This window comes from Gammaproteobacteria bacterium (genome assembly GCA_041395445.1).
GTDB lineage: Bacteria > Pseudomonadota > Gammaproteobacteria > Xanthomonadales > Marinicellaceae > NORP309.
In genome coordinates this window covers 13,437-37,930 of sequence record JAWLAO010000005.1, presented here as the reverse complement: position 1 = coordinate 37,930, position 24,494 = coordinate 13,437, and the positions used below count along the sequence as shown (strand labels likewise).

Below are 24,494 nucleotides of genomic sequence, written 5' to 3'. Positions count from 1 at the left end.
TTTATACCAAAAGCATGTTATTTCTTTATAAATCAATTATATACATTAAATTTAAGACGTTTCTATGAAAGATAAATTAGTGGCAATTTGCCTAATAGTAATTATGATATTGAATATCGCTGATGTTTTAACGGATATTCAATTGGAAATTCCGCTTTGGCATATCCTCGAAGAAGGGATTATTGTACTTCTATCTAGTGCGTTGGCTTTATTGATTATTTTAGACATGCATAAACGAACTAAAAGACTTAATGTATTAGTAAACTCACTCAAAGAATCTGAGCAAAAAGTAAAAAACATTACCAAACAATTCAGAGATATCAGACACCAATATTTTGTGGCAATTCAAGAGCAATTCGATAACTGGAAACTCAGCGAAAGCGAAAAAGAAATAGCTCTGCTCATGCTCAAAGGTTTAAATTTTCAGGAAATTGCTCGTATTAGAAATACAAAAGAAAAAACAGCCCGTCAACAAGCATCATCAGTTTATGCAAAATCGGGATTAGAAGGCCGTCATGAACTCTCTGCTTGGTTCATTGAAGACTTTATGTCAGCGAATATGAGTGATTTATCCAAATCTGATTAATCAGTGATTACCCATTGTATCAAGTTAGTTTTTGTCTTTTCTGTGATTCTCAAACATTTCAATAGCACCTTTGAGAACCCCAATCATACCTATTCCCAAAACAATCACCCCAACTGCTGCATTTTCCTGCATGCTATTTTTTTTGTAAATCATAAGGATAAAAACCGCAATAATAAACAAATGAGCCATGACAGCAAAAAAGACCAACATAATTTTTCCTTTCACTGGGTCGGACCAAACTTTTTTGGAAATTTTGTTTTGAGTTTTTGTGGTATCTTGCAAGGTTGAAAAGCTCAATGCTGTGCCAAATAGGATGAGGATGTAATTCACTAATTCCCAATCCAAAGTCCCGGCTTTAAATGATTTCATTAATGGATAATACAGAACAAGAGCAGCACCAATGAGTGGATATTGCAAGTAACTGATTATATGAAAAAATTTAGTCGTTGTTTTCATGGCATTGGGTTAATTATTTTGTTTCAAAGTCCCTATAACAAGCTGAGTAATATCCACTTTTTCCGATGTCATGACCACGATTCCCGGAGTGTTATTAAGTATCAAATCAAAACCATGTTGAGTCTGAATTTGTTTCATTACAGGCTCTCATTCTTTCTCAATATCTTTTAATCCTTGTTGTTGCATTTTTTGTCCTTCTCTTTGTTTCTCATCAGTAAAACGCCTGATTTTGATACTTTGATCTTCAAATTGTCTTTGCAACTCTGCCAGTTTATCTTCCGATAAACTATTGGCCCCTTCTTGTACTTTTCTGCGGATATCCTGAGCTATTTTGTTCATGCTTTCTGGCGCTTCATTTCTCACATCTTCCTGAAACTTTTCTAATTTCGACTGTAACGCTTTCCCCTTGTGGAGATAAAATTACAACTCGTTTCTAAAATCCACCACAACTTTCAATTTTGGCTCCATCATGAGCTTGTGCCAATGATAAGTTTATCAAAAAATAAAAGGATAATTGATTGCTTTACTCCAAAATTATTATTGTTATCTCCCTAAATACGAAAAATACTATTGAACTCATGATTATACACGAAATTGTTGAGATGTTGATATGAAGATGAATCTAGATGTATTTGCTAATATCAAATACAAAATGTTATATGGATTGGAATTGGAAATATAAAAAAGCTAAACTTTATGTGTAATAAGCGAATATTTTTATATCAAGATAGAGAATTTATTATTTGATACAAATTTAGAAGATATTTTTTGGAATGAGATTGCATTTGAAATGTTCAAGGTCAGGCTAAACAAAATACGAGTTTATAAATGTCGCTTTAAATGAGTATTTTTTTGGCGAGATTGGACGTTTATAATGTGATATCAACCAAAAAATGGTGCCCAGAAAGGGACTTGAACCTCGACCTTTCGATCACCAGCACCTGAAGCTGGCGCGCGTCTACCAATTCCGCCATCTGGGCAAGCAGTCGGTATTTTACTTGAGGCGGAAATTGATAACAACAAAAATATATTCCTTTCGGTTGATAAAATATTGTAACTTTCTATGGTTTGATTCGTTTTAGTACAAAGGTATCTGTGGAACTAAAGCTACGAATAACTGTCGCAAGTTTAATTCATAAGATTTTTATAAAAAGAGGCTGGCATGAATTCTTCCGAAACTCCAAAAAACTCGCGTTTTTTTAAAATAATTGCATTTTTATCACTCACCGATACGAATGTTTTGGCTGAGAGTGGCAAATACGACCGCATGCTGGCTTATGCAATGGTGTTTCGACAGGTAGTCACTTTTGCATTTACTTTTTTGCTTTTCACCTACGGTGTTTCACTCTTTCTAGGAATGACCGCTGCGGTGATTTCAGGATTTGTCTTTGCCTTGACTTTATTTTTTCTGGATCAGGCTATTATTGGCTCAGATTGGGCATTGAAGAACCCTTTTCGTGGTGGTTTTCCGTTACGAAAAATGTTTGGTCTGATTCCTCGGATTCTCTATTCACTGATTATTGCCATTGGTCTGGCAACTTTGGCAGAAATTTCTCTGCAAGCCAACGCCATTGATGAACAGATTCAAAAAGATGTGGTTGAAAACAACAAGGAATATTTCGCTCGAATGGCAGCTTATGAAAACGAGCTAGACACTTCCGTAGCTCTGAGTGAGGATAAAATCAAAGAAATTCAAAATCAAATTACAGCTATCAAAACCGAGCAGGAAAAATACAGAAATGCTGAAAAAGCCTATGATTCGGAAACCATTTCCAACAGTATTGATCATCATCAGGTGACATTGGAAGAATTGCAAAATTCACAAAAAGTTTTAATCAACGAACTAGCCACACTCAACGGCAATTTGTCAAAAACCCGCAAAGATTATCAGTACTGGTTTAATGAAGCAATCCTTGAACGCACCGGACAAGATGGTCGTCCGCCGACTGAAGGTCCAAAATATAAAAGAGCGGTTAAAACATACACCGAACTTAAAGAGATGATTCCAATTATTGAGGCAGAAATTACAGATACAAAAGACAAACTCAACAAATTGGACGCTGAAATTGTAACCGCGACGGAAAAGCTGAATGAATTTCAAATGATGAGCAATACCCTTGCTGACAAGGAAACCAATTACAGCAATAATGATGAACTGTTAATCAAACTGGATAATGATTTGATTGCGACTCAACAGCTTCTCGACACTCAAATCGACCAAAAACAACAAAAACTAGATGATTTTCGCATTACATTACAACAAGAAGGCCTTTTCTTTGAAAGAAAAACAGGCGTATTAACACGCTATCTGGCTTTACAAAAAATTCACAACGACCCTGAATATGGTGTTGTGGCAACCATGTTTAGCTATATGCTGAAAATCTTTTTTATAGCTATCGAGTTGATGCCTGTAATTATTAAATTGTTTTTCAGCCCTTTCAGTTTTTATTCGCTGAAAATGTATCGAAAAATGCAAGTGGCTTTGTTACAAGAAAAAGATATTATGGAACAAGCTGAAATGCACTATCAATATCAGAAAGAAGTCCGAAAACTGGAATATCAGGAGAAGAAACTTCTTGAAAACAACACTGATGGTTCAGTGATTTTGTAGAGTTAGCTTTTTTTATATGCTTGCAAAGATGGGTGTTGCATTTCCAATAATTCTGTTACTTATTGAAAAACTGAGTGAAAAGATGTTTTTTATATCTTTCCAACATCAAAAGAGTATCATATCGCTTTATTCTTCAGTTGTTTGAAAGAAATTAATGAATGCCAAACCCCTGCTCTTTCCTGGCAGTGATAACACTGTAGATAACAGTCTTTTCGCACGCATAGCTGATGATTTGCTCAATCAAGGATACTCGATTTGCCCGGCGGCTCTACCGGACGAAATAGCACTTCCACTTTACCAACACCAACAGGAACTTGATGATGAAAAATACACCCGCGCAGGTATTGGCCGCGGCGATGATTTTCATAAAAATAAATTCGTCAGAACTGATGAAATCTGTTGGATTCACGGTGAATCACAAGCCGGGAAAAATTGGCTGAATTGGACTCATGAACTCAAAAAATACCTCAACCAAAGGCTTTTTCTGGGGCTGTTCTCATTTGAAAGCCATTTTGCCCATTACCACCCCGGAAATTATTACAAAAGACACTACGATGCCTTTAAAGGAGAGTCGAATCGGATATTATCTGTTGTAGCCTATCTCAATCCCGGCTGGAGCAATGAAGATGGCGGTGAATTAGTTCTTTATCAAAATGAAACAGATCATGATGGAATCAAAGTCGTCCCACTAATGGGAACACTGGCAATATTCCTCAGTGAAGAGTTTCCTCACGAAGTTTTACCCGCGAATCGGGATAGGTATTCCATAGCAGGGTGGTTTAGGCTGAATACATCGGTTGGTAATAAAATTGACCCACCGTTATGATTGACGCTTTTTTTCGTTACTTTTGCTTGTGCGAAAAGTAACACAAAACACACCCCAAACTCTCAACCTGCGGTTACCCTCAATATTTCCTCAAATTTGGCGTTTGCTTGAAACTCATGTCGCAAGCGACATTCAGACATAAGCAAACGTATTTCCAAATTTTCTGAAATACCTCGGTGAGAGTAAAGGGGGATTACGTTATTCCCGACTCTGATCAGCATTCTAGTGCCAATTATTAAATTTTTTCCATGCTGTCATCTTGAGCGTAACGCAGTGAAGTCGAAAGATCCATATAAATTGTTTCTAGCATGTAGTACATGAGGAATTTGTTGAGTATCCTTGGTTTGTCGTGGAGATGTACGAATTCGAGTTTTTCTATTTTTTCTTAAAAGAATATAACTTGATAGTATTTTATTTTAAATATCAATAACTTAGAATTTATTACACTTATCCGATGCCTGTCCTGTATTAATTCTGTTTATCACAAACTTCATGTCCTTCAAGCTCTTCATGGTAAAACCACCCTACTCCTCAAACAAATCGCCAATCATCGCTTGTTGGGGTTTGAGTCCGAGCCATTGCCAGGTTTTTTTGGTGGCTTGGCGGCCGCGGGAGGTTCGCATAACGAATCCTTGTTGGATGAGATAAGGCTCAACCACATCTTCGATGGTTCCGCGTTCTTCGCTCAATGATGCCGCTAATGAGTTAACACCGACTGGTCCGCCGTCGAATTGTTCCACCAGAGCCTGCAAAAAGCGTCTGTCCATCTCATCCAGTCCGCTTTTATCAACTTGCAACATGGATAATGCATTGTGGGCGATTTCTTCGGTGATAACTCCTTCGCCTTTGACTTCAGCATAGTCACGCACGCGGCGTAACAGGCGATTGGCAATTCGTGGTGTGCCACGCGCTCTACGGGCGATTTCCACACAGCCTTCGTTATCTGCCTGAATTCCCAAAATATGTGCTGAACGGGAAACAATATGTGTAAGTTCCTGAACATTATAGAACTCCAGCCTTTGCACAATGCCAAAACGATCTCTCAGTGGCGAAGTCAAAAGCCCTGCTCTGGTTGTTGCTCCAGCAAGAGTGAAAGGTGGTAAATCCAGTTTTGTAGAACGAGCCGCAGGTCATCGCCAATCCTTGATGTCAATCTGGAAATCTTCCATCGCGGGATAGAGAATTTCCCTCAACATTGGGCGACAAACGATGAATTTCATCAATAAACAACACATCATGCGGTTGCAAATTGGTTAATAATGCGGCTAAATCTCCGGCTTTTTCTATCACCGGACCCGATGTTTGTCGTAAAGATACGCCTAACTCATTGGCGATGACATTGGCGAGAGTGGTTTTCCCTAAACCCGGAGGGCCAAAGATCAAAACATGATCAAGAGCTTCGCTGCGTCTGCGAGCCGCTTCGATGAACAGTTCCATTTGCTCTTTAACCGGTTGCTGTCCAAGATATTCTTTGAGTTTTTGAGGACGAATACTGGCTTCAATCAGGCTTTCCTGATCGCTTTCTTTTCGACCTGAAATCAATCTGTCTTCCATTAGCTCGCTCCTTTATGTTGTAAACAAAGCCTGATAATTTCTTCCGCTGACATGCCGTCTTTGGCAACATTTTTGATCAGCATATTCACTTCCTGAGGTTTAAAACCCAATGATTGCAAAGCAATTAACGCTTCGGATTGCGCGGTTGCAGGCATTGAACCTAAATTGGCAACCGATGCTGTTTGCGAACCGACTAATGAAATATCACCGCTAAAATCACCTAATTTATCACGCATTTCCACAATCAGTCTTTCCGCAGTTTTTTTACCGACTCCAGGGATTTTTGTGATTGCCATTACATCCTGAGACTGAATCAATCCGGCAAACTCAGCTGTCGAAAATGTGGATAAAATTGCCAAAGCGGATTTCGCACCAACGCCATTGACTTTGAGCAATTTCCTGAATAATTCTCTCTGCTGATAGTTGTTAAAACCATATAAAATTTGTGCGTCTTCACGCACCAGAAGATGTGTTATGATTGTGACTTCCGAGTTAATTTCAGGCAATTCAAAAAACACCCGAACCGGTGCTTCAATTTCATAACCCACACCTCCGGCATCCACAACCATTATCGGCGGGTCTTTCCTAATCAACTGCCCTTTGATTTGTCCAATCATAAATTTTCAGATTTAAAAGAAATCATTTTACATAAATCCTCAAGTAAATGGCAAAAATAATAATTATTTCATCTCAGACTATCTAAGTTATTTTTTTTCGCTGTGATAGAATGAAGCAAATTTCATCTTAAAGCCAATGGCAGAAACTCAGATTACAGTCTTGTTGAAAAAATTAGGTCAGGGGGAAAAAGACTTACTGGACGATATTTATTCGCTTTTGTATGATGAAATCAAAAAAATTGCCTACAACCAAATCAATCAACTTAATACCGGAGAAACACTCACTCCAACAGTGATTGCCAATGAGTGTTACATTAAATTAGCTCGTCAAAACGATATTAATTTATCAAACAAAAGGCATTTTCTCAATTATCTGGCAAAAAGCATGAGACTGATGCTGATTGACACCATTCGCACTAAATCCAGTGATAAAAACAAGCATATTGCCGTTGAAGATAATATCAGTATTGTGGTCGGTGATCAGGATGTGAATTTGAAATGGATTGACATTGATATTCAGCTCAATAAAGTTGAAAGGATTAACAAACAGTTTAGTGAAATTCTGGAATACAAGCTCATTTTTAATTTCACTTTTTCAGAAATCGCTGAGATTATGGAGTTATCCGAACGCCAAATCATGCGAATATGGAAACAGGCAACTGCTCTGTTAATGGCACTAGCCAGTCAAAATCCGCCAATATGAGCAACGAAACTGTTATTTGGCAGAGAGCTAGCGAAATATTTGCAAGACTTTCGGATTTGCCGGTCACTGAGGCAATGGAGCTGCTTCAAAAACAAAAAATCTATCAAAAGATGTCAGAGAAGCTGTTTTGGTGCTTATTAATTCTGCCGAACACGCTTCCCGATTTTTTGAAGACAAAATACTCAAAGCCATTCCTTCCCAGTTTCAAAATGTCATGAAACCGGGAGACAAACTGGATGAATACGAATTATTGGAACAACTCGGTCATGGCGGAATGTCACAGGTTTTTAAAGCGAAACGCTTAAAAGGAACTCCGCAAAAGCTGGTTGCCATCAAAGTATTTGCACCAAGAAGCAATCAACAGGAGCTGCTCAGTCATTTCATCAACGAACAACAAATTCTTTCGAAATTTTCGCATCCCAATATCGTTGACATGTTACACGGTGGTAAAACGGACGATAATATTGCTTATCTGGTGATGGAGTTGGTAGAAAATGCCTTGCCAATTGATAAGTTTTGCAATCAACATAACCTTTCAGACCGCGAAAAAATATCCTACATTGTGCAATGTGCTGATGCTTTGTCCTATTCCCACTCCAATCTAATTATTCATCGAGACCTAAAGCCCGATAACATCTTAATCAATCAGGACAAACAGTTAAAAATTGTTGATTTCGGCATTGCAAAGCTCATCAATAATGAAATTTCTCGAGACCAAACCACAATAATGGCGTTAACTCCGGGATTCGCCGCACCGGAACAAATCAACTCACAAGCCATCACTATTAAGACGGATGTTTTTTCTCTGGCTGTTGTTGCTTTATCAGTTTTAACAAACACACCACCTCTTCCCAAGGATCGTTTGCTAAAATCCTGCACGGATGACCAGTTGTATTTGGATAAACTGATTAAAAATGCCGGAATCGACAAAGACTTAAAAAATATTCTTAGAAAAGCCAGTCAAGTTGATGCAGAATCGCGTTATGCCAACATGCATTTGTTTGCACAAGATTTGAAGAACTGGTTGAACAACAAACCGGTATCTGCTACTTCACCATCAATGTTTTACAAATTATCCAAGTTTGCCCAAAGACGCAAAGCTTTGTTTGTATCTTTAACAGGCTTGGTTGCGACGATCATCATTAGTTTTGTGTTGTTGCTTTGGCAGAACAACAAAATCCGCATTGAGGCAGAAAAAGCCAAGCAAGTGAAAGAGTTTATGCTTGATACTTTTAAAAATACTGATCCGGATATTAACAAAGGACAGAAAGTTTCTGCTAACGATTTGTTACTGGCAGCCGCAGAAAAAATTGAACATAATCAACAAATGAATCCTGAGATTCGTACGGAATTGATTGAGTCCATCGGAATTGCTTTTGGCAAATTAGGACTTTATAACGAAGCCATCAAATATCTGAATCAATCCTTACAACTCAATCCGCAACAGGAAACCTCACTCAGTTATTTGGCAGAAAATTATTTTAATTCTAAAAAGTATGATGAGTTAGAAAAACATCTCAAAGAAATTTCCTGGGACAAACTCCATTCAAAAGAAGATAAATTCAGAGCTTTGCAAATTAAGGCGAGATATGAGGCACGAAACATTCGCTTTGAGGAATCCTTTAAAACCATTGAAGAACTTCAAAATTTGAATTTGAGTGATTTGAAGCATCAAGTAGCGATACAAAGATTATTGGCAGAAGTTCACTTCTATCAATCTCCAACTGATAAAAGCGTTAAAATCATTGAAAATGTTCTCAAAAATCCACAACTCGAAAAGAATCAAAGCATAGTTTTTGAATTGCGTACCGAACTAGCAGAGTATTTGGTCCAAATTGGTCAACATGATAAAGCATTGCATGAACTAAGATCTCTGGTTAGTGACCAATCAGCATTATTAGGTGAAAACCATCCATCACTTTTGGAATCTCTCAGGGTGCTTTCAGCCACATTAAAAGATATGAGTCAGTTTGATGAAGCTCAAAAAATTTCAGAACGAGCTTATCAAATCAGTAGCAACCATTTTGGTGAAAACAGCATCCAAACCGGTTATGTTCTCAATAATCTGGCAGTCATTGCGCATCAAAGAGGAGACACTCAAAAAGCTGAAGAGCTTTTAGCAAAAGCCGTCGATATTTTTGACAGAGAATTACCGGCAGAATATGCTGATGCCTTGGAACTCAAGTCCAATTATGCAGCCACTTTATATTCCAATAAAAATTATGAAGATGCTCTGAAAATCATCAAACAAATCTATCAAATTCAGAAAGACAAGTTGGGTGAAGAACACAATCAGGCACTCTACACGCGAAAACTTTGGGCTGAAACCCTAGGAAAATTAGGTGATGAACAACAAGCCATTGAAATCATTAATCAAACCAAAGTTCTGGCAATTGAAAATCTGGGTTTTGACAATCCAATGACTCAGCAAATAATTTATTCTCAGGGAATTATCTACCAAACATACAATCATTTTGACAAAGCTGAAGAGTTTTATCAACAAATCATGTCCACCGAAACAGACCCTCCAAGCCCATTGATTCGCAAAACAGCCAGAAGGTTGGCAATCGTTCAAGCTGAATTAGGCAAGAATGAGAATGCTAAGTTGAACTTTGAAAAGGCTATCGAATTAAGTGACAAAGCATTAGGTCAAACACACAGAATTAGTCTGACCAACGGTTTATTTTATAGATTTAGTTAATACCATAATCAAATCAATCTAGCGAGACAGAAACTCACTGACTTCAAATCCCGAATTAATGATGATGACTCTCTTCGCCAAGAACAATGGCGAAATTTTTCAAACCAACTCTCCGACAAATAACTCCTTTACTCAAATCCATTCTCAAAAATCAAATCATTCGGTGGTAGAGATGCATTTCCTCCGTTAGATAAGTCGTTATTATTAGCAGTATTTGAGTCATGTTCATTTGCCTGAACCGAATAACCAAAATTAAAATCTCCGGAGTCGTTAATTACAAATTGCAACACCATTTCTTCTCTTTGCTAAAATCCATTTGTACAAGTAGGGTAAAGCCATATCCAAACATTATCACCAGCCATCCACAACAGTGAGATTCGTCATATCCGGTGTAAAGTCAACTTGTGTGGCTCGATTCAGACCGCCGTTGATTGCAGTCACCTCGTAAGAAACTTCTTTGCCTAATGTAATACGGCTCAAGTTATCAAATCAACACTCACAAACATATCCGCAACAGGCATAATTTGAATGGCTTTTAGCACTTTGATTGCTTGACAAATCAGAACCAGTTTGTCCGGGTTCAGCGTAAACCTCCACTTGCCAATTAAACGACTTCGCTGATATCAGGGTGAATTGGGTGCAACATTTCAGCGGTCAAAGTGGTTATCGAATCAAATGTTGTCATTGTCGCTATCTCACAAGGAATTGACCCACAACCACTCATACCAATCCAGTCAGAATCGGGAACATCAATCCAGACTTTTACATTTGATGCCGGTTTATCACCCGTTTTGACCGTCACATCAAAAGTCACATAGTCATAGGAATAATACGGCGCTGATTGATTCGCAATGATAGAGATAGAGACATCCGTGTCCTCTACCGCTCCCTGATTCCTCCGGTCATCCGTGTTATTTGATAAATCAACATCAATCTGGTCGCTTGAAACGTTTTTTCTGTTTCCGCATTGAAAAGAGGATCAGTGACTTTTGTTGCTATGTTCTATATCGTCTTGCTGATTTAACAAATTGATTGAGAAAACAATGATTTTGATTCGTTGAAGAGCAGCCTACTGAACTGTACAAGACTTTGTCCATCCAAGGCCAAATCAAAGTCAAATTTGTGGCTGAATCCTTAGTCCATGATTGGTTATTATTGCCTGATAATTTAATGTTTGATTGATGAAATAAGGTGGAGATGTCATTAATTCATATCAATCCCGCATATTGGCTCCACGATTGATATTTCCACTTGCTGTAAACTCATTATTTTCTCCCGGTTGATATTCACTGGGCCGTCGTGATTAGATGCCGCTGAGTGCGTGCTTCAACTGTGACATCAAAGGTATTTTGTGTGTAATTACCCAGTGTTGCAACGATAGGAATGTCGATTTGCTGACCGGAAGAAATTTGATCTAAAGGCCAAGGTAATTGCGAACATAATCCTGAGCTGACCGACTGAATAAAGAACCGATTAATAGCAATAACTTGTATCGCATTGGCAACTCTGACCTTGATTGGTGACAGTAATATTAGCATTCACTTGGCCACTGACATAAGGAGGAGACTGAATAATATCCAATTCAACTCGAACATCGGCATAATCAGTCACTTCATAAGCACCATTATCACATTCCGGACCTCTGGTTTCCCTCTTTACGGGTCGCCAGACAATATGTCGCATCACCGATGTCAATGGCTTCGGATGTATAATGCAAAGCCTGAGTTCGTGTGGCTCCATTATCAGCCAGAGTTAACAGTTCTTAATTCATACTGCTTAACGGAATATCGGTACATGGCCATTGCCCGGTTGGTTCATTCTGTGAATTAATCACCACATTGACATCATTTCCCAAGTCGCAGTAATGCCAAAAAGAATTATTGCTATCAGCAATGGTGTGTTCCATAAATATTAATTGGTGCCGAAATGGTTGCATGATTAAACAAGAAGCGTTCCATCCATCTCCAACATTTCCTGGAAAATTGACTGATTAAAGATTTGGCTATGGTCGAGTTGATGAAATTAACAACAGCATTATCAGTTGTAATAATTTTCATATTCTTCATTAATTAAAACTATTCTGCAATTAACGTACTCTCCCTTCCATATAAATGCTTGAGCCCTTTTTATGTTCTGGTGATTGATGTACCTGTTGATACATGTCTTAATTCAGAGCGGTTGTGAAAGAAAGTTGACTCAAATATACACTCGAGTTTTTAGCATAAACTCCGCCACCAAGTGGTATTGGTGATTCACCGACAATTGTGGCTAAGTTGTATTCTAAGGCCGCCTGGTTTAGGGGTTCAGTACACCATTTCAACATATCGCACCGCCTTTCCTGAATAATTTCGTTAAAAGCAAAAACAGAGTCATTATTCACATTAACAGCTCGCATTCTCAACTCTCAGCGCAGAACCAGCAGTCGCTAAAATCCCCAAAAGGGACGCATCCCGGAAGATAATCTAAAAGTTAAAATTGATTGTTGATGCTCCGGTCACTTTCATAATTCGATGATATTACTGGTGATTGTCAGATAACCTCCAGTGGTTTCTGTTCGGATTGTCATATTCGATGTTAAAGTTGGTAAGGCCGGAGCCAAAGAAATGCTCCAACCATCAGGAGCGACAATCGTAATCTGTTCCTGAACCAGACGAACAATTTCCCACACTTGAATCATTATTGGCGCTGCGAATCGCATCCTGCAAAGTGCAGCCATTTGGTCCCATATTGATAACTGCTGAATAAACATGGTTTGCGAAAAGCAAAAAAAACACCAACAACTTTTTCATGACAACCCCAAACTGTTTTGTTACAAATACAAATCATAAAAGAGTTTTAAAGTAAAAATCCTGAAAAAAAGTTGAAAAAAGTCTGAAAAAAAGTTGAAACAGTGTTTTAATAATTCAATATACTAAAGGCCAAGGAAAATTGAAATCAGGTATGGTTCAGGATAAAAATTCAACATTTCAACTCAAACACCTATTGATAAACTTTCAGGATTTATCAATAAGTTCTTATGGTGTCAGCATTAAAATTGACAACATGGCAGTTGAAGTTCTGAAAATCCTGATCGAAAATGCCGGACAAACAGTTCATAACGATTTTCTCATGAATAACGTTTGGCAAGACAAACCAAGCTCTCCCGAAGTTATTCCGGCAGCCATTTCCAGACTGCGGAAAATGTTCAAAAAAACAGGTATTGGCGATAATTTAATAGTAACTGTTCATAAAGTTGGCTACCGATTAGACCTGTCTGAAAAGCAGGGACTCCAACCTGAAGTTGCCGATGTTTTGGATAAGCCGAATAATAAACCTTACTGGCTGTCTTTAATAGTTTTAGGAATCACCGGTTCAATAATTTACTTTTTAATGACTTATCCGAACAATGAGAACGATAACAAGACAAATACAAGCAACAATTCAGTACAGAGCGAAATACCTGTTCAACAAACGCAAGGAAATTCCACACAATTATTTATTCTTCGACACACCGAAAAACAAAGTATTGAGACCGAAGACCCCGAATTAAGCAGCGAAGGTGTTGAACGAGCCAAATACTGGAAAAAAGTACTGCAACACATCAGTTTTGATGCCATTTACACAACAGACTTCATCCGCAATGTTCAAACAGCGAAACTCATTGCCGGAGATGAAAATGCCAAACTCGAAATTTATTACCCCATGTCTTTTGAGGTGGTTCGTTTTTTACAAAAAGTGAAAGGTCAGAAAATTCTAATCATTGGTCATAGCAACACTATTCCTGACATGGTGAATCGTCTGATTGGTGAGAACTCTTACCCACCAATGAGCCATAGAAACTACAATCAAATGTATATTGTAACCATTGACTCATCAGGCGAACCAAGCTCAATATTACTACATATCGAAAAGCCGTGAATATTCAAAACCGAATACACCTCCTTTTAGAAGTCATACTTTCTTATAAGGTTTCGTAGAACTTTTTAAATTAAACTAGACTAGACTAGTAAAAAACTTTTCTCCAAATCATTTTTTATTCACACTTTACAAACCTCTACTGAAATTACTCAAAAACCTTCAAATATATATATAAACTCTATAATCTTAAATCAGGATCACCAAGTATATTCCAGCCAAGTATCACATCTAAAGCATCAGGATGAGTTGCTGCATACATTCTTTTAGCATTTGTCACAGCATCTCCTAAAGTCATGCTATCATGCGTTAAATGTTTTAATACAAGCTGTGCCAGTCCTTGCTCATGTTCAGCTTTAGTCAGTGTACTAGCTCCAAGTACCGATGCTGCACCACCATTTTGATTGAGCATAAAGGCATGAGCGAGAGTATCCTCTGTCGGGGATACAAAATATGTATTCCAACAACCCCATTGAGTCACAAGTGTTGGCGACTCAGAGTTAAACAATGCATTTGCATCACCGGTACTGAATAGTCTTGAAAAACTCCAGTCTCTTGGTCCAGAGTGTCCTATAAAGCTTGTTAAAGCAATGCCTTGATTGATATTATTAGCTATCTTTGATTTAGCTAAGTCAACACCATCATCATCCACATAGGCTCTTTGGTCGGAGCCAATATTATTCTGCCATAATTCCGGTAACATGCTAATCAATAATTCGGCATCATCTTTAAAAGAATATCCTGTAGATGTATCAAGTTTGTCAGCTGCAAAAATAGCTGTATTGTTATAGGTTTTGCTATTGTACAGATTTATTTTGTCAATCAGATTATCAAGTTCTGATTCTGTTCTGACAGGAAATCGACCAATATTAAAATCCGGAATATTATCATCATCCACATCAGTAAACTTAGCATCTACAGGTGCATATCTAATGTACTCGTCTGTTTGAGCATAAAGAGTAGGAATAAAACTAATTGAACCCGAATTCAAGTAGTTTTTATAATCGTACGTATCTCCTCCGACTAGCAAAACATCTTTAACTAAAAATTCATTTCTTGCATATCTAATATATTGTTTAATACTATCTGCGGAGACATTCCAATCTCCAAATTGGGCATAAATCTGCTCGACATCAACTAAAAGCACCTCAACATTCAATTGTTTATCAGCGACAAATTGATTAAGCGATTCGCCGATAAAGTCTGGATGCGAAATGATTAAGTAATCAATATTTCTATCTTGTTTGATATCAGTCAGCATAACAGGAATCAAGTATTCAGGAGTCATTATCTCTGATTCTGATGTTACAAATACTTCTCCATTAGAATTATTTTCTAATGTAAACTTCAATAAACAATCCTGAGAGTTCAATTCAAGACAATTCGCTGAGGTTTCGCTTTGATACGATTCGACTGTACCATTTTCCATCACCACATAAACCCTGTAAGTTTCATTGTTAGCATTTGATAAATAATAAGTTTTTGTGCTTTCTTCAAATCCGTTTGAAAATATTAAGTCTCCAGCACCTATACTCTTGACCAACGTATCATAATGTAGTTTGCTATTTTTCAAAACAAATGCTCTTGGATAATTAACTTGCCATGAGTTAATATAAATTACATCAGCAGTTGTGTTGGTGTCATTAGGAACTGTAATTTTCAACTCATGAACCCCATCAAAAAGAGACGAAGTTTCCATTAAATACTGATTGCTGACATTTACCAATCCATCGAAACGGAAATCATCAATCACTGTTCCGTTCAATGTATAAATAACATGATGGTCCGGTGTCTGAGGATAATCAGTTCCACCCCAAATATTAACACTTAGTTCAACCTCACCGATATTAACCAGATTATCAACATTAAAATATATTGATTCATTAACTTCAGAACCTATTGCTAAAATTCGCTTGTCATACCAAGGGTCCTCAGTAGGAGAACCAAAATTGTAGGTTTTATTGTCACCATAGTACTCCCTATGCATGTAATACAATTCTGGCAATTGAGTGTCATTAGGCAGAATCCGATTATCATTGATTCTTAAACCTTGTGATATTATCAAAGAGTATATACTGCCTTCTTGATAAAGGCTGTTTCCATTTTTTCCAACAAATTCGATAAAATCTCCTGGTTCAAATGTCGTTTGGTTATTTGAAAATATCTTAATAGGAACAGGAATTCCATTGTTAATTATCGACAATTTGGATTTTGATATGCCCGACAAGTTTATTCCCTGCGCAACCACATCATCATAAGTAACACGATAGACCCCATTCTCTTTTATATTCATATTCAATATTGACTGTGGTGTATCAATCGCTGCAAAAGACACATTGTTCAATAAAACTAGAATTGCCAGGAAAGAATTTCTTAAATTTAATATTTTCATTTCCATTCTCCCTCATTATTTTCTTGTTTTTGACTTTCAATATAACTATTTATTAATTCAGCTTTTCTCGAATTCCGTTGCTGCTTCTTATCGAGATGTTGTTGATTGATATGATACCAATTAATCTCTTGAGTTGAATAAAATCCTTCATATCCATAATTCTTATTAGTGATAAATGGACCATGAGTTTTTTTCTTACCCAGCACATCAATATCTGCTATTATCCATTCGTCTATATACCCACCATCATAAACGTATTGATACTCAATTAAATTTGTGCTGTATGAATTTACTGATGCTACCATCTTATTATTCACTCGATGCCATAAACCGTCAATTTTTGCATATAACTCAAAACCTAAGTTGCCGGTTTCTGTTAAAGTTGACCAAGTTAGAGTTGTTCTTCCGTTCACAGAGTTATAATATGCATTAAACTTAGCTAAAGTTATTGGAGTTGTCATTATCGGCATATAACCAAAATCGGCTGTTGTGTTTAACTCTCCAGCGGAAACAGTTACTATATAACCTGTATCATCTTGAGAATTGTTATCAATTGAATTATCTCCCGCATTCGGACCATCTGTATGAGAGTAATTTACCAGTACATTATTTACGTCATCAACTTCAACCGAGTATGTGCCATCCGGCAGACCTGTAAATAAGAAATCACCATTTGCATCAGTAAATTGTCTATCTACAATATCTCCGTTTGAATCACGAATAATTATCCTTACATTTTCAATACCATTAGAAAGTTCATTAACGGTTCCGGAAGATCCATCAGTAAGCAACCCATCTGCCCTGTCTTCTCTCCAAACAGTACCACCAATACTGTTTTGTGTTGGAGCTGTAAATCCAAAATCTTGCGTAAGTGATATACCACCCGGAATTAAAGACAAATCAATAGTTGACATACCATCATTGACAGCATCAGGATCATATGTGTTTGTCCAAACTCCAGCTCCTCCCGGCAATGTACTCTGATCAACAACGACATCGTAACTCGCATTTGGATTCAGTCCGGTAAACAGATACTCACCATTTTCGTCTGTGAAAATGGAGTCTAACAATATACCTGTGTTCGAATAAAGATTGACTCTCACACCTTCTAATCCAGGTTCATTCGGATCCTGAACTCCATCACCATTGATGTTATTAAAAATAAAATCACCAATTACTCCTGTATCTCTGGTACTTGAAATGTATCCAAAATCCTGATTAAGGTTATCGGCTGTTAAATTGAGAACGACAGATCTACCATCAAAGAATGGATCGGGATCATCAGTCTGAATAAAGTTATTCAGAATATTTTGTGTATCTGTAACTACAACACCATAATCCTGGCCTTCTGGTAATGATGGGAACAAATAGTTTCCATTCGAATCTGTTTCTGTTGATGCAATAGCAGTGTCAGGAACATTGTCATTATTTGAATCAATTAACAGATGAATTGTAATTCCTTCTACACCTGGTTCTCCTCCTTGTTGTGACCCATCACCATTTAAATCAATATAAACAGTATCTCCTATATCAAAATGGTTGGCTACAGGAGGTTGATACCCAAAGTCCGCATTCAAATTGAAGCCATTTGATGTATTCAAACGAGGAACTTGAGTCATATTATCCGGAGCACCAACACCGTCAGGATCTCCGGTCTGAATATATCCAGAAGGGATTCCTGCAATCACTCTGACTTCAAAGGTCTTATCTAATGGTTGTCCGGTAAACAAATATTTTCCAGTGTTATCAGTTGTAGTTGTTCCTATACTAATACCATCTGTTAAATTAAATAGTTCAACTGTTACACCTGGTATTCCTATTTCATTCGTATCCTGTTCACCATTACCATTAACATCAGCCCAAATATAGTCACCAACTGATCCGCTTGAAGGAGTATAACCAAAGTCCGCAGTCAGATATTCCTGATTGCCTGATGTAAGATTAACTACTGAAGTATGCGGAGTTCCCGTTCCATCTTCATCATATGACTGACTCAGTCCAACCGGCGGAGTGAGCAATGTAACTACATAGCCTGAAGCGACAGGAATATTAGGGAATAAGTAATTACCTTCACTATCTGTTATAGTTGTGATTGCAACACCAGAACCGTTGCCTAAATTAATTCCTGGTGGTGGTAACAATGATATTGTAATATTTGATATACCATCCTCATTAGCATCCTGAATACCATCATTATCAGAATCAAGCCAAACTCTGTCACCAATTACGGCAGCAGGTGCAAATCCGAAGTCATTAGTAAAATCTTGACCTCCTTGGATTGGATAAGCAATTTCACCAAAATCATTATCCGAGTTATCATCTGTCCCATTTCCTATGCCTGTAGCATCAGCTATCCCATCATATGATGATATATACCCTGAACCTATCGAACCCACAGCTATGCTGTAAACAGGTTGCGGGACTGTTCCTCCCAAATCATCTCCAGTGAAGTTATCATCAGCCAATAAATTATTAAATGAGTAGCTTCCTGCGTCATCTGTATATACTGTCAAATAAACCACATCGGAGTTTGGATATGTAATTGTTAGAGTAACAGGAATATTTGGAATTCCTGGCTCGTTTGCTGGATCTCTTACACCGTCAAAATTATCGTCTCTATAAACAATATTCCCTACTGATGCAAGATTTACATAATAACCAAAATCTGCAGTCGTATTTGTAGCTCCTCCGCTGACAGAAACTGTATAATCGACTACTTGTGAGTTAGAGTCCGAACCATCTGCTAATCCATCAGTTAACCAATGCCCTGCCAATACATTTCCATCATCAGTTACTGATATCGTATAAATGCCATCAGGTAAACCTGTGAATTGATAATCACCATTTGCATCTGTTACAGTTGAAGCAACAACATTTCCTAATGTATCAAGAAGGTTTATTGTTACTCCAGCAAATCTTTGTGATTCAGTACCATCAAGCGTTCCATCAGCATCACTATCGTTCCACAATGTTCCACCAATAGTGTTGGGGACTGTTACATTATAGCCAAAGTCTTGATCTAAATTAATTTCTCCTACAACAAGAGTTACATTAGATTCATTTGAGGTTGAACCATCAGGGTCGAATGAGTTAGTCATGCCGGTTCCACCATTTGGCAAGGTTGATATATCAACTCTAACGATATAATCACCTGCAGCAAGATTACCAAATTGGTAATTTCCATTTTCATCTGTGTAGGTCACATCTATTGGGTAACCACCATTTGCAACACTAATAAGCTCAACTCGAACCCCTTCAATACCCGGTTCTCCCGCTGACTGCCCGCCTATACCGTCAATATCTAAAAATATCGTATCCCCGATTAAACCGGCTCCATTTGTATGTCCTTCTGGTATATATCCGAAATCAAGAGTAAAGTTATCAGATCCGGAAATTGTAACACTAGATTGGTTATCAATAGTCGCATCCGGGTCACCTGACTGCTCCTTCTCCGCCAACACATTGTAATTATCAGTAATTTTCACAGTATAATTGCCATCTGGCAATCCTGAGAAGAGATAATTACCGTTTTCATCTGTTACTGTTCGTGCAATTGTATTCCCAACTGAATCAATTAACGATACTGTTACATTTGGAATTCCAGGTTCTCCTACATCCTCATTGCCATCTGCATTAGTATCTAAATAGACAGTATCACCAATATCATGAGTATTTAGAGCATCTCCCTGATATCCAAAATCCGCATTCACGTAAACATCACCAGGAGCTAGTATAATCGGTGAGGTTGTCATATTATCTGGATTTGTTGCCAGCTGTGCAAATTCGTCCGGATCTCCGGTTTGTGTCCAAGTTACACCTACCGGAAGAGTTGAAGGTACAACTCGAACAACATATGCTCCTGCTGCTAAACCATCAAATACATAGTTACCATTATCATTCGTGGTTGTCGAAATGACAAATGTATCAAAAACACCATTATTATCCGGATCACTATATAGCAAGACATCTACTGTATTTAAACCAATTTCATCATCATCCTGAATTCCATTTCCGTTAGAGTCATTCCACACTCTGTCACCAATTGAGCCCGTTGTTGCAGGTGGTGGGGTCTCAGTTTCAGGGTAATTATTCCAGTTATAACCAAAATCAGCTGTTAAATGCTCATGCTCAAATCGATTTAGCGAGACAGTTGTTTGATGATTCGGACTTGTAGTACCATCATCTTCATCATAAGTCGGATTTGCAGCTAAATTAGAAGGCAGTGATGACGTATTAACGGCAACAATATAATCCATCAATGGCAAGCCCTCAAACATATAGCCACCATTAGCATCTGTTACTTCTGTCCTTATAGCTGTAGTAACATCACAAGGAGATGCGTTTGCTCTACAAAGATAAACAGTCACATCACCAACACCATCTTCTCCGGCACTTTGAAGTCCATCAGAATCTTCATCCAACCAAACTCTATTACCGATTGACGCATTTGAATCAATAAAAGTAATTCCACAAGCCAGAGACTCTGTATCCCCTGTAATTCCGGCTGATGGTACATTCGCAAATGTATTCGCCGGACCTATTCTCTCAACCAAAAGATCAGTTATTGGGCCAACAGAACAATCTGGACGAATGTCATCTATACTAATTTTCCATAAACTATCTTGACTTGCAGCTGAGCCCGCTGCCCCAGTAGAGATATATAATTCCCCTGTACGATGATACGTTAATCCTTCTGTATCTTCTAAAACAACCGGAGCTGTTATTGAATTTCCATCATGGTCATAAACAATCAAACCACAATCATACGCAGTTACCGATGCAGGATACGAGCTTAAGTCAAACTCAACGATATGTGAGTTTGTTGCACCATCATTTGTTACAGCAACCAACCTTCTATTAATAGGATCCCATGCAATATCATCAATCTGGGTATTGGTAACAGGAAGAGTTATATCCGGAGATAAATTTAATACCTCTGCATTACTCGGGTCATAATCAAATAGTCGCAAGTGACCAGAACCTGCATCACCAGATGCATAATACACAGGAGGTACCGATTGCCAATCAATGGCAAACCCATCTGAATCTGTGATTCCAGAAGCTCCACCTCCACTCAAAGTACTGAAATTTCCAATAACTGTACCGGAACCAGGTAATAGCTGTACTAACTCTGACACATCAGGATTTGGAGTGGTATTCTGATGAGATGCATACAATATTTCATCTCCGAAAACCAATGGATCCCCCAAATCCCAAACAATTGTTTCAACATTGGCAAATGGAATACCTCCAACATCTATTGTTTGACCAGATATAGGGTTAACAGAAACCAATCTATCTCCTGTATCTGTAACAGCATAACAAAGGTCTGAACTAGCAATAATTGTTGATTCAATAAATCCGGCATCAATTGTTAAATCTATCTGTCCGTCAGATAAAGTAAATATACTTGTTAAGGATTGACCAGAGACACCATTTGCTTGACCATCACTATCTACTGCATCATTCCCTCCTTGGTTTGGCGATGTCAATACATAGTTCAAGCCATCTGTAGATGTGGCAGTATCAAATAAAACACGATAATTACCAATTGGTAAATTAGTCAATGACCAAGAACCATCAGCAGCTGTTGTAGTAGTAATTACATTGCTTAGACCATCTAGCACAGGATTTCCGGCTAGATCAACTAAAGTCACAGTCACTCCTTCAATTCCTGAAGTCGGGCCATCATCTTGAAGACCGTTATTGTTGAGGTCATTCCATACAAAATCACCAATTGATGCTGTTCTTGGAACAATATCAATACAAAACTCATCTGATACTGACTCGAAAGGAACATTAATATTTGCATTATTACATATTTCCACATCTGCAGGAGGAAGTGAGACTACAACCACATCAAAGGTGACTAAAAAGGAGTTTCCAACCGCTAACAAATCATTCAACGACACTCCTGCTTCGTCTAATGGGAACTCAGTTGAATTAGGAGGCACGCTATCATCAGGTATGACTGTTGTTGTTACGCTATTGAAATATAAGGTCGAATCTTCAACATAACTTACATTAGTAGGTAATGTATCAGTCAATACAGCACCTGGAGACACAGGTACAAAACCAATATTGGTTAATGAAATTTTATAACGGATAGTGTCCCCTATGCTTGGATAGCCATCACCATTTAAGTCATTAACAAGCTCACCTTCTTTCAAAAGTATAATCGATGAGACATTGGGAATACCCGTACCCACATCTACCGCTGGGGCTCCAGGTGATGAAACAGCAGGATCTTGCCCCCATGCAGCTGCAATTACTGCATTAGCGGCATCTAGCGCATCCGTCTCACAAACCCAAACCAACATACTGGTTTGATCCCCATCATAATCATAAAGTATTGCTCTTTCGTATGGATCTACTGTAAATCTTTCGTCATACTCCTGACCTGTTACCGGATCTGTTAATGGTGTTGCAGAATAGAAAGCATCAGTACCATCATTATCGTAGTCGACACAAAGTTGTATTCCGTTGGTTGGGGTTCCGGAAATCAAATCCGCTGTCACCCATACCGGGCTTGAGTTTTCTGTTACTGGCAACAGAGGATCTTGACCGAATCCTAAACCTAGTAAGACCTGCTGACTAAGTGATGATGTTGGTACAAGGGTCATTCCCCAGTCCTCTGTCAAACTAGTTTGCCCCCCCGCAGAGTCTGGGTCAGCATCAATAGCAGCTATTGCGTAAAATTGAGAACCATTTTCATCACATGTAACATTATCAGAAGTCGTACAATATCGGGCAGCTGTAGCACTGGTTTGCAAATAATCTACAAATGATCCGGCTGCAACACTTACAGTGGCACTTCCAAATGAATCTAAAACAAGTACGGTAATTGGATTAGTGTGATCAGGGTTATACAAGAGAACTCTTACCGGAGCTCCATCGCCCGCATTCGTACCAACTGGATTATAATAGCTATTATCCCATAATTCTGTTGGAAACAGAGTAATAAAACGTGCTTCATAATTCGCACAAATATCTCCGGTAACTATATCAACCTGAATCAAGTCACTAGCTGTAACAGTGGCTCCAACCAAGATATTTCCATCAATAAAAATACTCTCGCCTTCATCCAAAGAAAAAGCCGTTTGATCGCCTGTAGTACCAGGATTCCCATCTCTATCGACAGTTCCAGTCGTTCCATCGGCCTGCGCCATGATGGTAATTCCAACATATTGATACTTAGCATTGTTTCCTGCAAACACATCTTGACCAACCGGGATTTCATATGAAGTTCCCCACTCCGTAGTTGGATAGAGCTCAAATGCCCCTGCCAACAGCGTATCAGGTCCGGTTGACCAGTTAGCCTTGGTCATTGCAATCGTATCGGTAGCTGAAATTTTATCCCCGCCATTAAATGGAGGGTTTAAAGGATCAATCGGAATACTCGTATCAATTTGATTGTCAAGAACAATAATGATGCCAGCCTCTAAAACATCACAGGAGTCCACTAAACATGAGTTTCCAGGAGCAGTGCCGTTTGATATATCACCATCACCCCAAACTTCTGTAGTAGATTGAGCGGAAGCATTGGGAGCCACTTCATAACCATCTTCATAGTGATCATAATAAATTAGAGTATTTGACCTTAAAACTGTAATAGACGAATAAGTACTAATAGGGTTTTGAGGTGGAGTTGAACCTCCGCAAGTCTCGCCACTGATAGGAGAGGGTCCTCCTGCAGGATCCGGGAAAATTGATTGGAGAGCAGTTAATGCTTGATCTTCAGGTAAAGGCATATAAAATACTGACTCTGCATCAGCAACAGGATTTTCTCCAACAACAACATGAACTGTATTAGACTCAATACTGACTTCCGCCATTGAGACTTGCACAATCCGGTATTTAAAATATTACCCGCAAGTTTATCTTGAGCAAGCACCTGATAAGTTCCGATAAAACACAACTAAACGAGTTATTGACATTCAAGCAAGACTTAGAGTTACTGGAGTCAAAATTGGGTCTGAGCACCAAATAATATTGACACTATCGCCTGTATTCGTCGCAAAGGTGTCACTGTATAGACTTGAGCACATCTCCAACACTAATATATCCATTGACATCATTATCCACATAGCTGGTTTGTGCCTTGCACAACGTGTTCAGCTGCTCATACCAATAGTCACGCTGTTCGAAGCTAAA

18 protein-coding genes, 1 tRNA gene and 2 pseudogenes are annotated in these 24,494 nt (G+C 38.2%); 6 read left to right on the top strand and 15 right to left on the bottom strand.

What is annotated here, in order from left to right; genetic code table 11:
* Positions 1 to 64: 64 nt before the first annotated feature.
* Complete coding sequence (locus tag R3F25_09335; protein MEZ5497019.1) at positions 65 to 586, top strand: LuxR family transcriptional regulator; 522 nt, start codon at positions 65 to 67, stop codon at positions 584 to 586.
* 24 nt (positions 587 to 610) lie between these two features.
* Here R3F25_09335 and R3F25_09330 read toward each other — a convergent pair whose 3' ends face one another.
* From R3F25_09330 to R3F25_09315, 4 genes and pseudogenes are all read right to left on the bottom strand, one after another.
* A complete protein-coding gene (locus R3F25_09330; protein MEZ5497018.1) occupies positions 611 to 955 on the bottom strand; it encodes a hypothetical protein in 345 nt (114 codons plus the stop codon).
* Positions 956 to 1,051: 96 nt separating this feature from the next.
* A complete protein-coding gene (locus R3F25_09325; GenBank protein ID MEZ5497017.1) occupies positions 1,052 to 1,180 on the bottom strand; it encodes a hypothetical protein in 129 nt (42 codons plus the stop codon).
* Positions 1,181 to 1,189: 9 nt separating this feature from the next.
* Positions 1,190 to 1,432, bottom strand: a pseudogene (locus tag R3F25_09320) (hypothetical protein).
* Between the two features lie 504 nt (positions 1,433 to 1,936).
* Positions 1,937 to 2,022: transfer RNA gene (locus tag R3F25_09315), tRNA-Leu, on the bottom strand.
* 182 nt (positions 2,023 to 2,204) lie between these two features.
* Between R3F25_09315 and R3F25_09310 the strand changes: the two genes are divergently transcribed.
* Together R3F25_09310 and R3F25_09305 are read left to right on the top strand one after the other, a co-directional pair.
* Complete coding sequence (locus R3F25_09310) at positions 2,205 to 3,653, top strand: DUF4407 domain-containing protein (protein MEZ5497016.1); 1,449 nt, start codon at positions 2,205 to 2,207, stop codon at positions 3,651 to 3,653.
* Between the two features lie 154 nt (positions 3,654 to 3,807).
* Positions 3,808 to 4,479 (top strand): 2OG-Fe(II) oxygenase, encoded by a 672-nt coding sequence (locus tag R3F25_09305; protein MEZ5497015.1) that lies wholly within the window; start codon positions 3,808 to 3,810, stop codon positions 4,477 to 4,479.
* Positions 4,480 to 5,003: 524 nt separating this feature from the next.
* Here R3F25_09305 and ruvB read toward each other — a convergent pair.
* Together ruvB and ruvA are read right to left on the bottom strand one after the other, a co-directional pair.
* Positions 5,004 to 6,033 (bottom strand): annotated as a pseudogene (ruvB, locus tag R3F25_09300) (Holliday junction branch migration DNA helicase RuvB).
* Positions 6,033 to 6,650 (bottom strand): Holliday junction branch migration protein RuvA, encoded by a 618-nt coding sequence (gene ruvA / locus R3F25_09295; protein MEZ5497014.1) that lies wholly within the window; start codon positions 6,648 to 6,650, stop codon positions 6,033 to 6,035. The pseudogene ruvB and the gene ruvA overlap by 1 nt, the downstream one beginning before the upstream one ends.
* A 136-nt stretch (positions 6,651 to 6,786) precedes the next feature.
* On the opposite strand from ruvA, the gene R3F25_09290 reads away from it, so the two are divergent.
* Entirely contained in the window at positions 6,787 to 7,353 is a 567-nt protein-coding gene (locus R3F25_09290) for an ECF-type sigma factor (GenBank protein ID MEZ5497013.1), read from the top strand.
* Between the two features lie 130 nt (positions 7,354 to 7,483).
* Positions 7,484 to 10,054: a protein kinase gene (locus R3F25_09285; GenBank protein ID MEZ5497012.1), complete on the top strand. Its 2,571-nt coding sequence runs from the start codon at positions 7,484 to 7,486 to the stop codon at positions 10,052 to 10,054.
* A 128-nt stretch (positions 10,055 to 10,182) separates the two neighbouring features.
* On the opposite strand, the gene R3F25_09280 is transcribed toward R3F25_09285, so the two are convergent.
* The 7 genes from R3F25_09280 to R3F25_09250 all read right to left on the bottom strand — a co-directional run bounded on the left by R3F25_09280 (position 10,183) and on the right by R3F25_09250 (position 12,731).
* Positions 10,183 to 10,341 carry a hypothetical protein gene (locus R3F25_09280; protein ID MEZ5497011.1) on the bottom strand — a complete coding sequence of 53 codons (159 nt, stop codon included), beginning with the start codon at positions 10,339 to 10,341 and terminating at the stop codon, positions 10,183 to 10,185.
* Positions 10,342 to 10,405: 64 nt separating this feature from the next.
* Positions 10,406 to 10,534, bottom strand: coding sequence for a hypothetical protein (locus R3F25_09275; protein ID MEZ5497010.1), 129 nt, complete (start codon positions 10,532 to 10,534; stop codon positions 10,406 to 10,408).
* Positions 10,535 to 10,658: 124 nt separating this feature from the next.
* Positions 10,659 to 10,856, bottom strand: coding sequence for a hypothetical protein (locus R3F25_09270; protein MEZ5497009.1), 198 nt, complete (start codon positions 10,854 to 10,856; stop codon positions 10,659 to 10,661).
* A gap of 671 nt (positions 10,857 to 11,527) precedes the next feature.
* Positions 11,528 to 11,794 carry a hypothetical protein gene (locus tag R3F25_09265; protein ID MEZ5497008.1) on the bottom strand — a complete coding sequence of 89 codons (267 nt, stop codon included), beginning with the start codon at positions 11,792 to 11,794 and terminating at the stop codon, positions 11,528 to 11,530.
* A 22-nt stretch (positions 11,795 to 11,816) separates the two neighbouring features.
* Complete coding sequence (locus R3F25_09260) at positions 11,817 to 11,960, bottom strand: hypothetical protein (protein ID MEZ5497007.1); 144 nt, start codon at positions 11,958 to 11,960, stop codon at positions 11,817 to 11,819.
* Positions 11,961 to 12,218: 258 nt separating this feature from the next.
* Positions 12,219 to 12,449, bottom strand: coding sequence for a hypothetical protein (locus R3F25_09255; protein MEZ5497006.1), 231 nt, complete (start codon positions 12,447 to 12,449; stop codon positions 12,219 to 12,221).
* A gap of 105 nt (positions 12,450 to 12,554) precedes the next feature.
* Entirely contained in the window at positions 12,555 to 12,731 is a 177-nt protein-coding gene (locus tag R3F25_09250) for a hypothetical protein (protein ID MEZ5497005.1), read from the bottom strand.
* Between the two features lie 263 nt (positions 12,732 to 12,994).
* Here R3F25_09250 and R3F25_09245 point away from each other — a divergent pair, with 263 nt between their 5' ends.
* Positions 12,995 to 13,951: a winged helix-turn-helix domain-containing protein gene (locus R3F25_09245; GenBank protein ID MEZ5497004.1), complete on the top strand. Its 957-nt coding sequence runs from the start codon at positions 12,995 to 12,997 to the stop codon at positions 13,949 to 13,951.
* Between the two features lie 178 nt (positions 13,952 to 14,129).
* Here R3F25_09245 and R3F25_09240 read toward each other — a convergent pair whose 3' ends face one another.
* Together R3F25_09240 and R3F25_09235 are read right to left on the bottom strand one after the other, a co-directional pair.
* The gene (locus R3F25_09240; GenBank protein MEZ5497003.1) at positions 14,130 to 16,340 is read right to left on the bottom strand and encodes a C25 family cysteine peptidase; all 2,211 of its coding nucleotides are present in this window, start codon (positions 16,338 to 16,340) and stop codon (positions 14,130 to 14,132) included.
* Positions 16,337 to 24,175 (bottom strand): SdrD B-like domain-containing protein, encoded by a 7,839-nt coding sequence (locus R3F25_09235; GenBank protein ID MEZ5497002.1) that lies wholly within the window; start codon positions 24,173 to 24,175, stop codon positions 16,337 to 16,339. Before R3F25_09235 ends, R3F25_09240 begins: the two co-directional genes overlap by 4 nt.
* Positions 24,176 to 24,494: the final 319 nt, after the last annotated feature.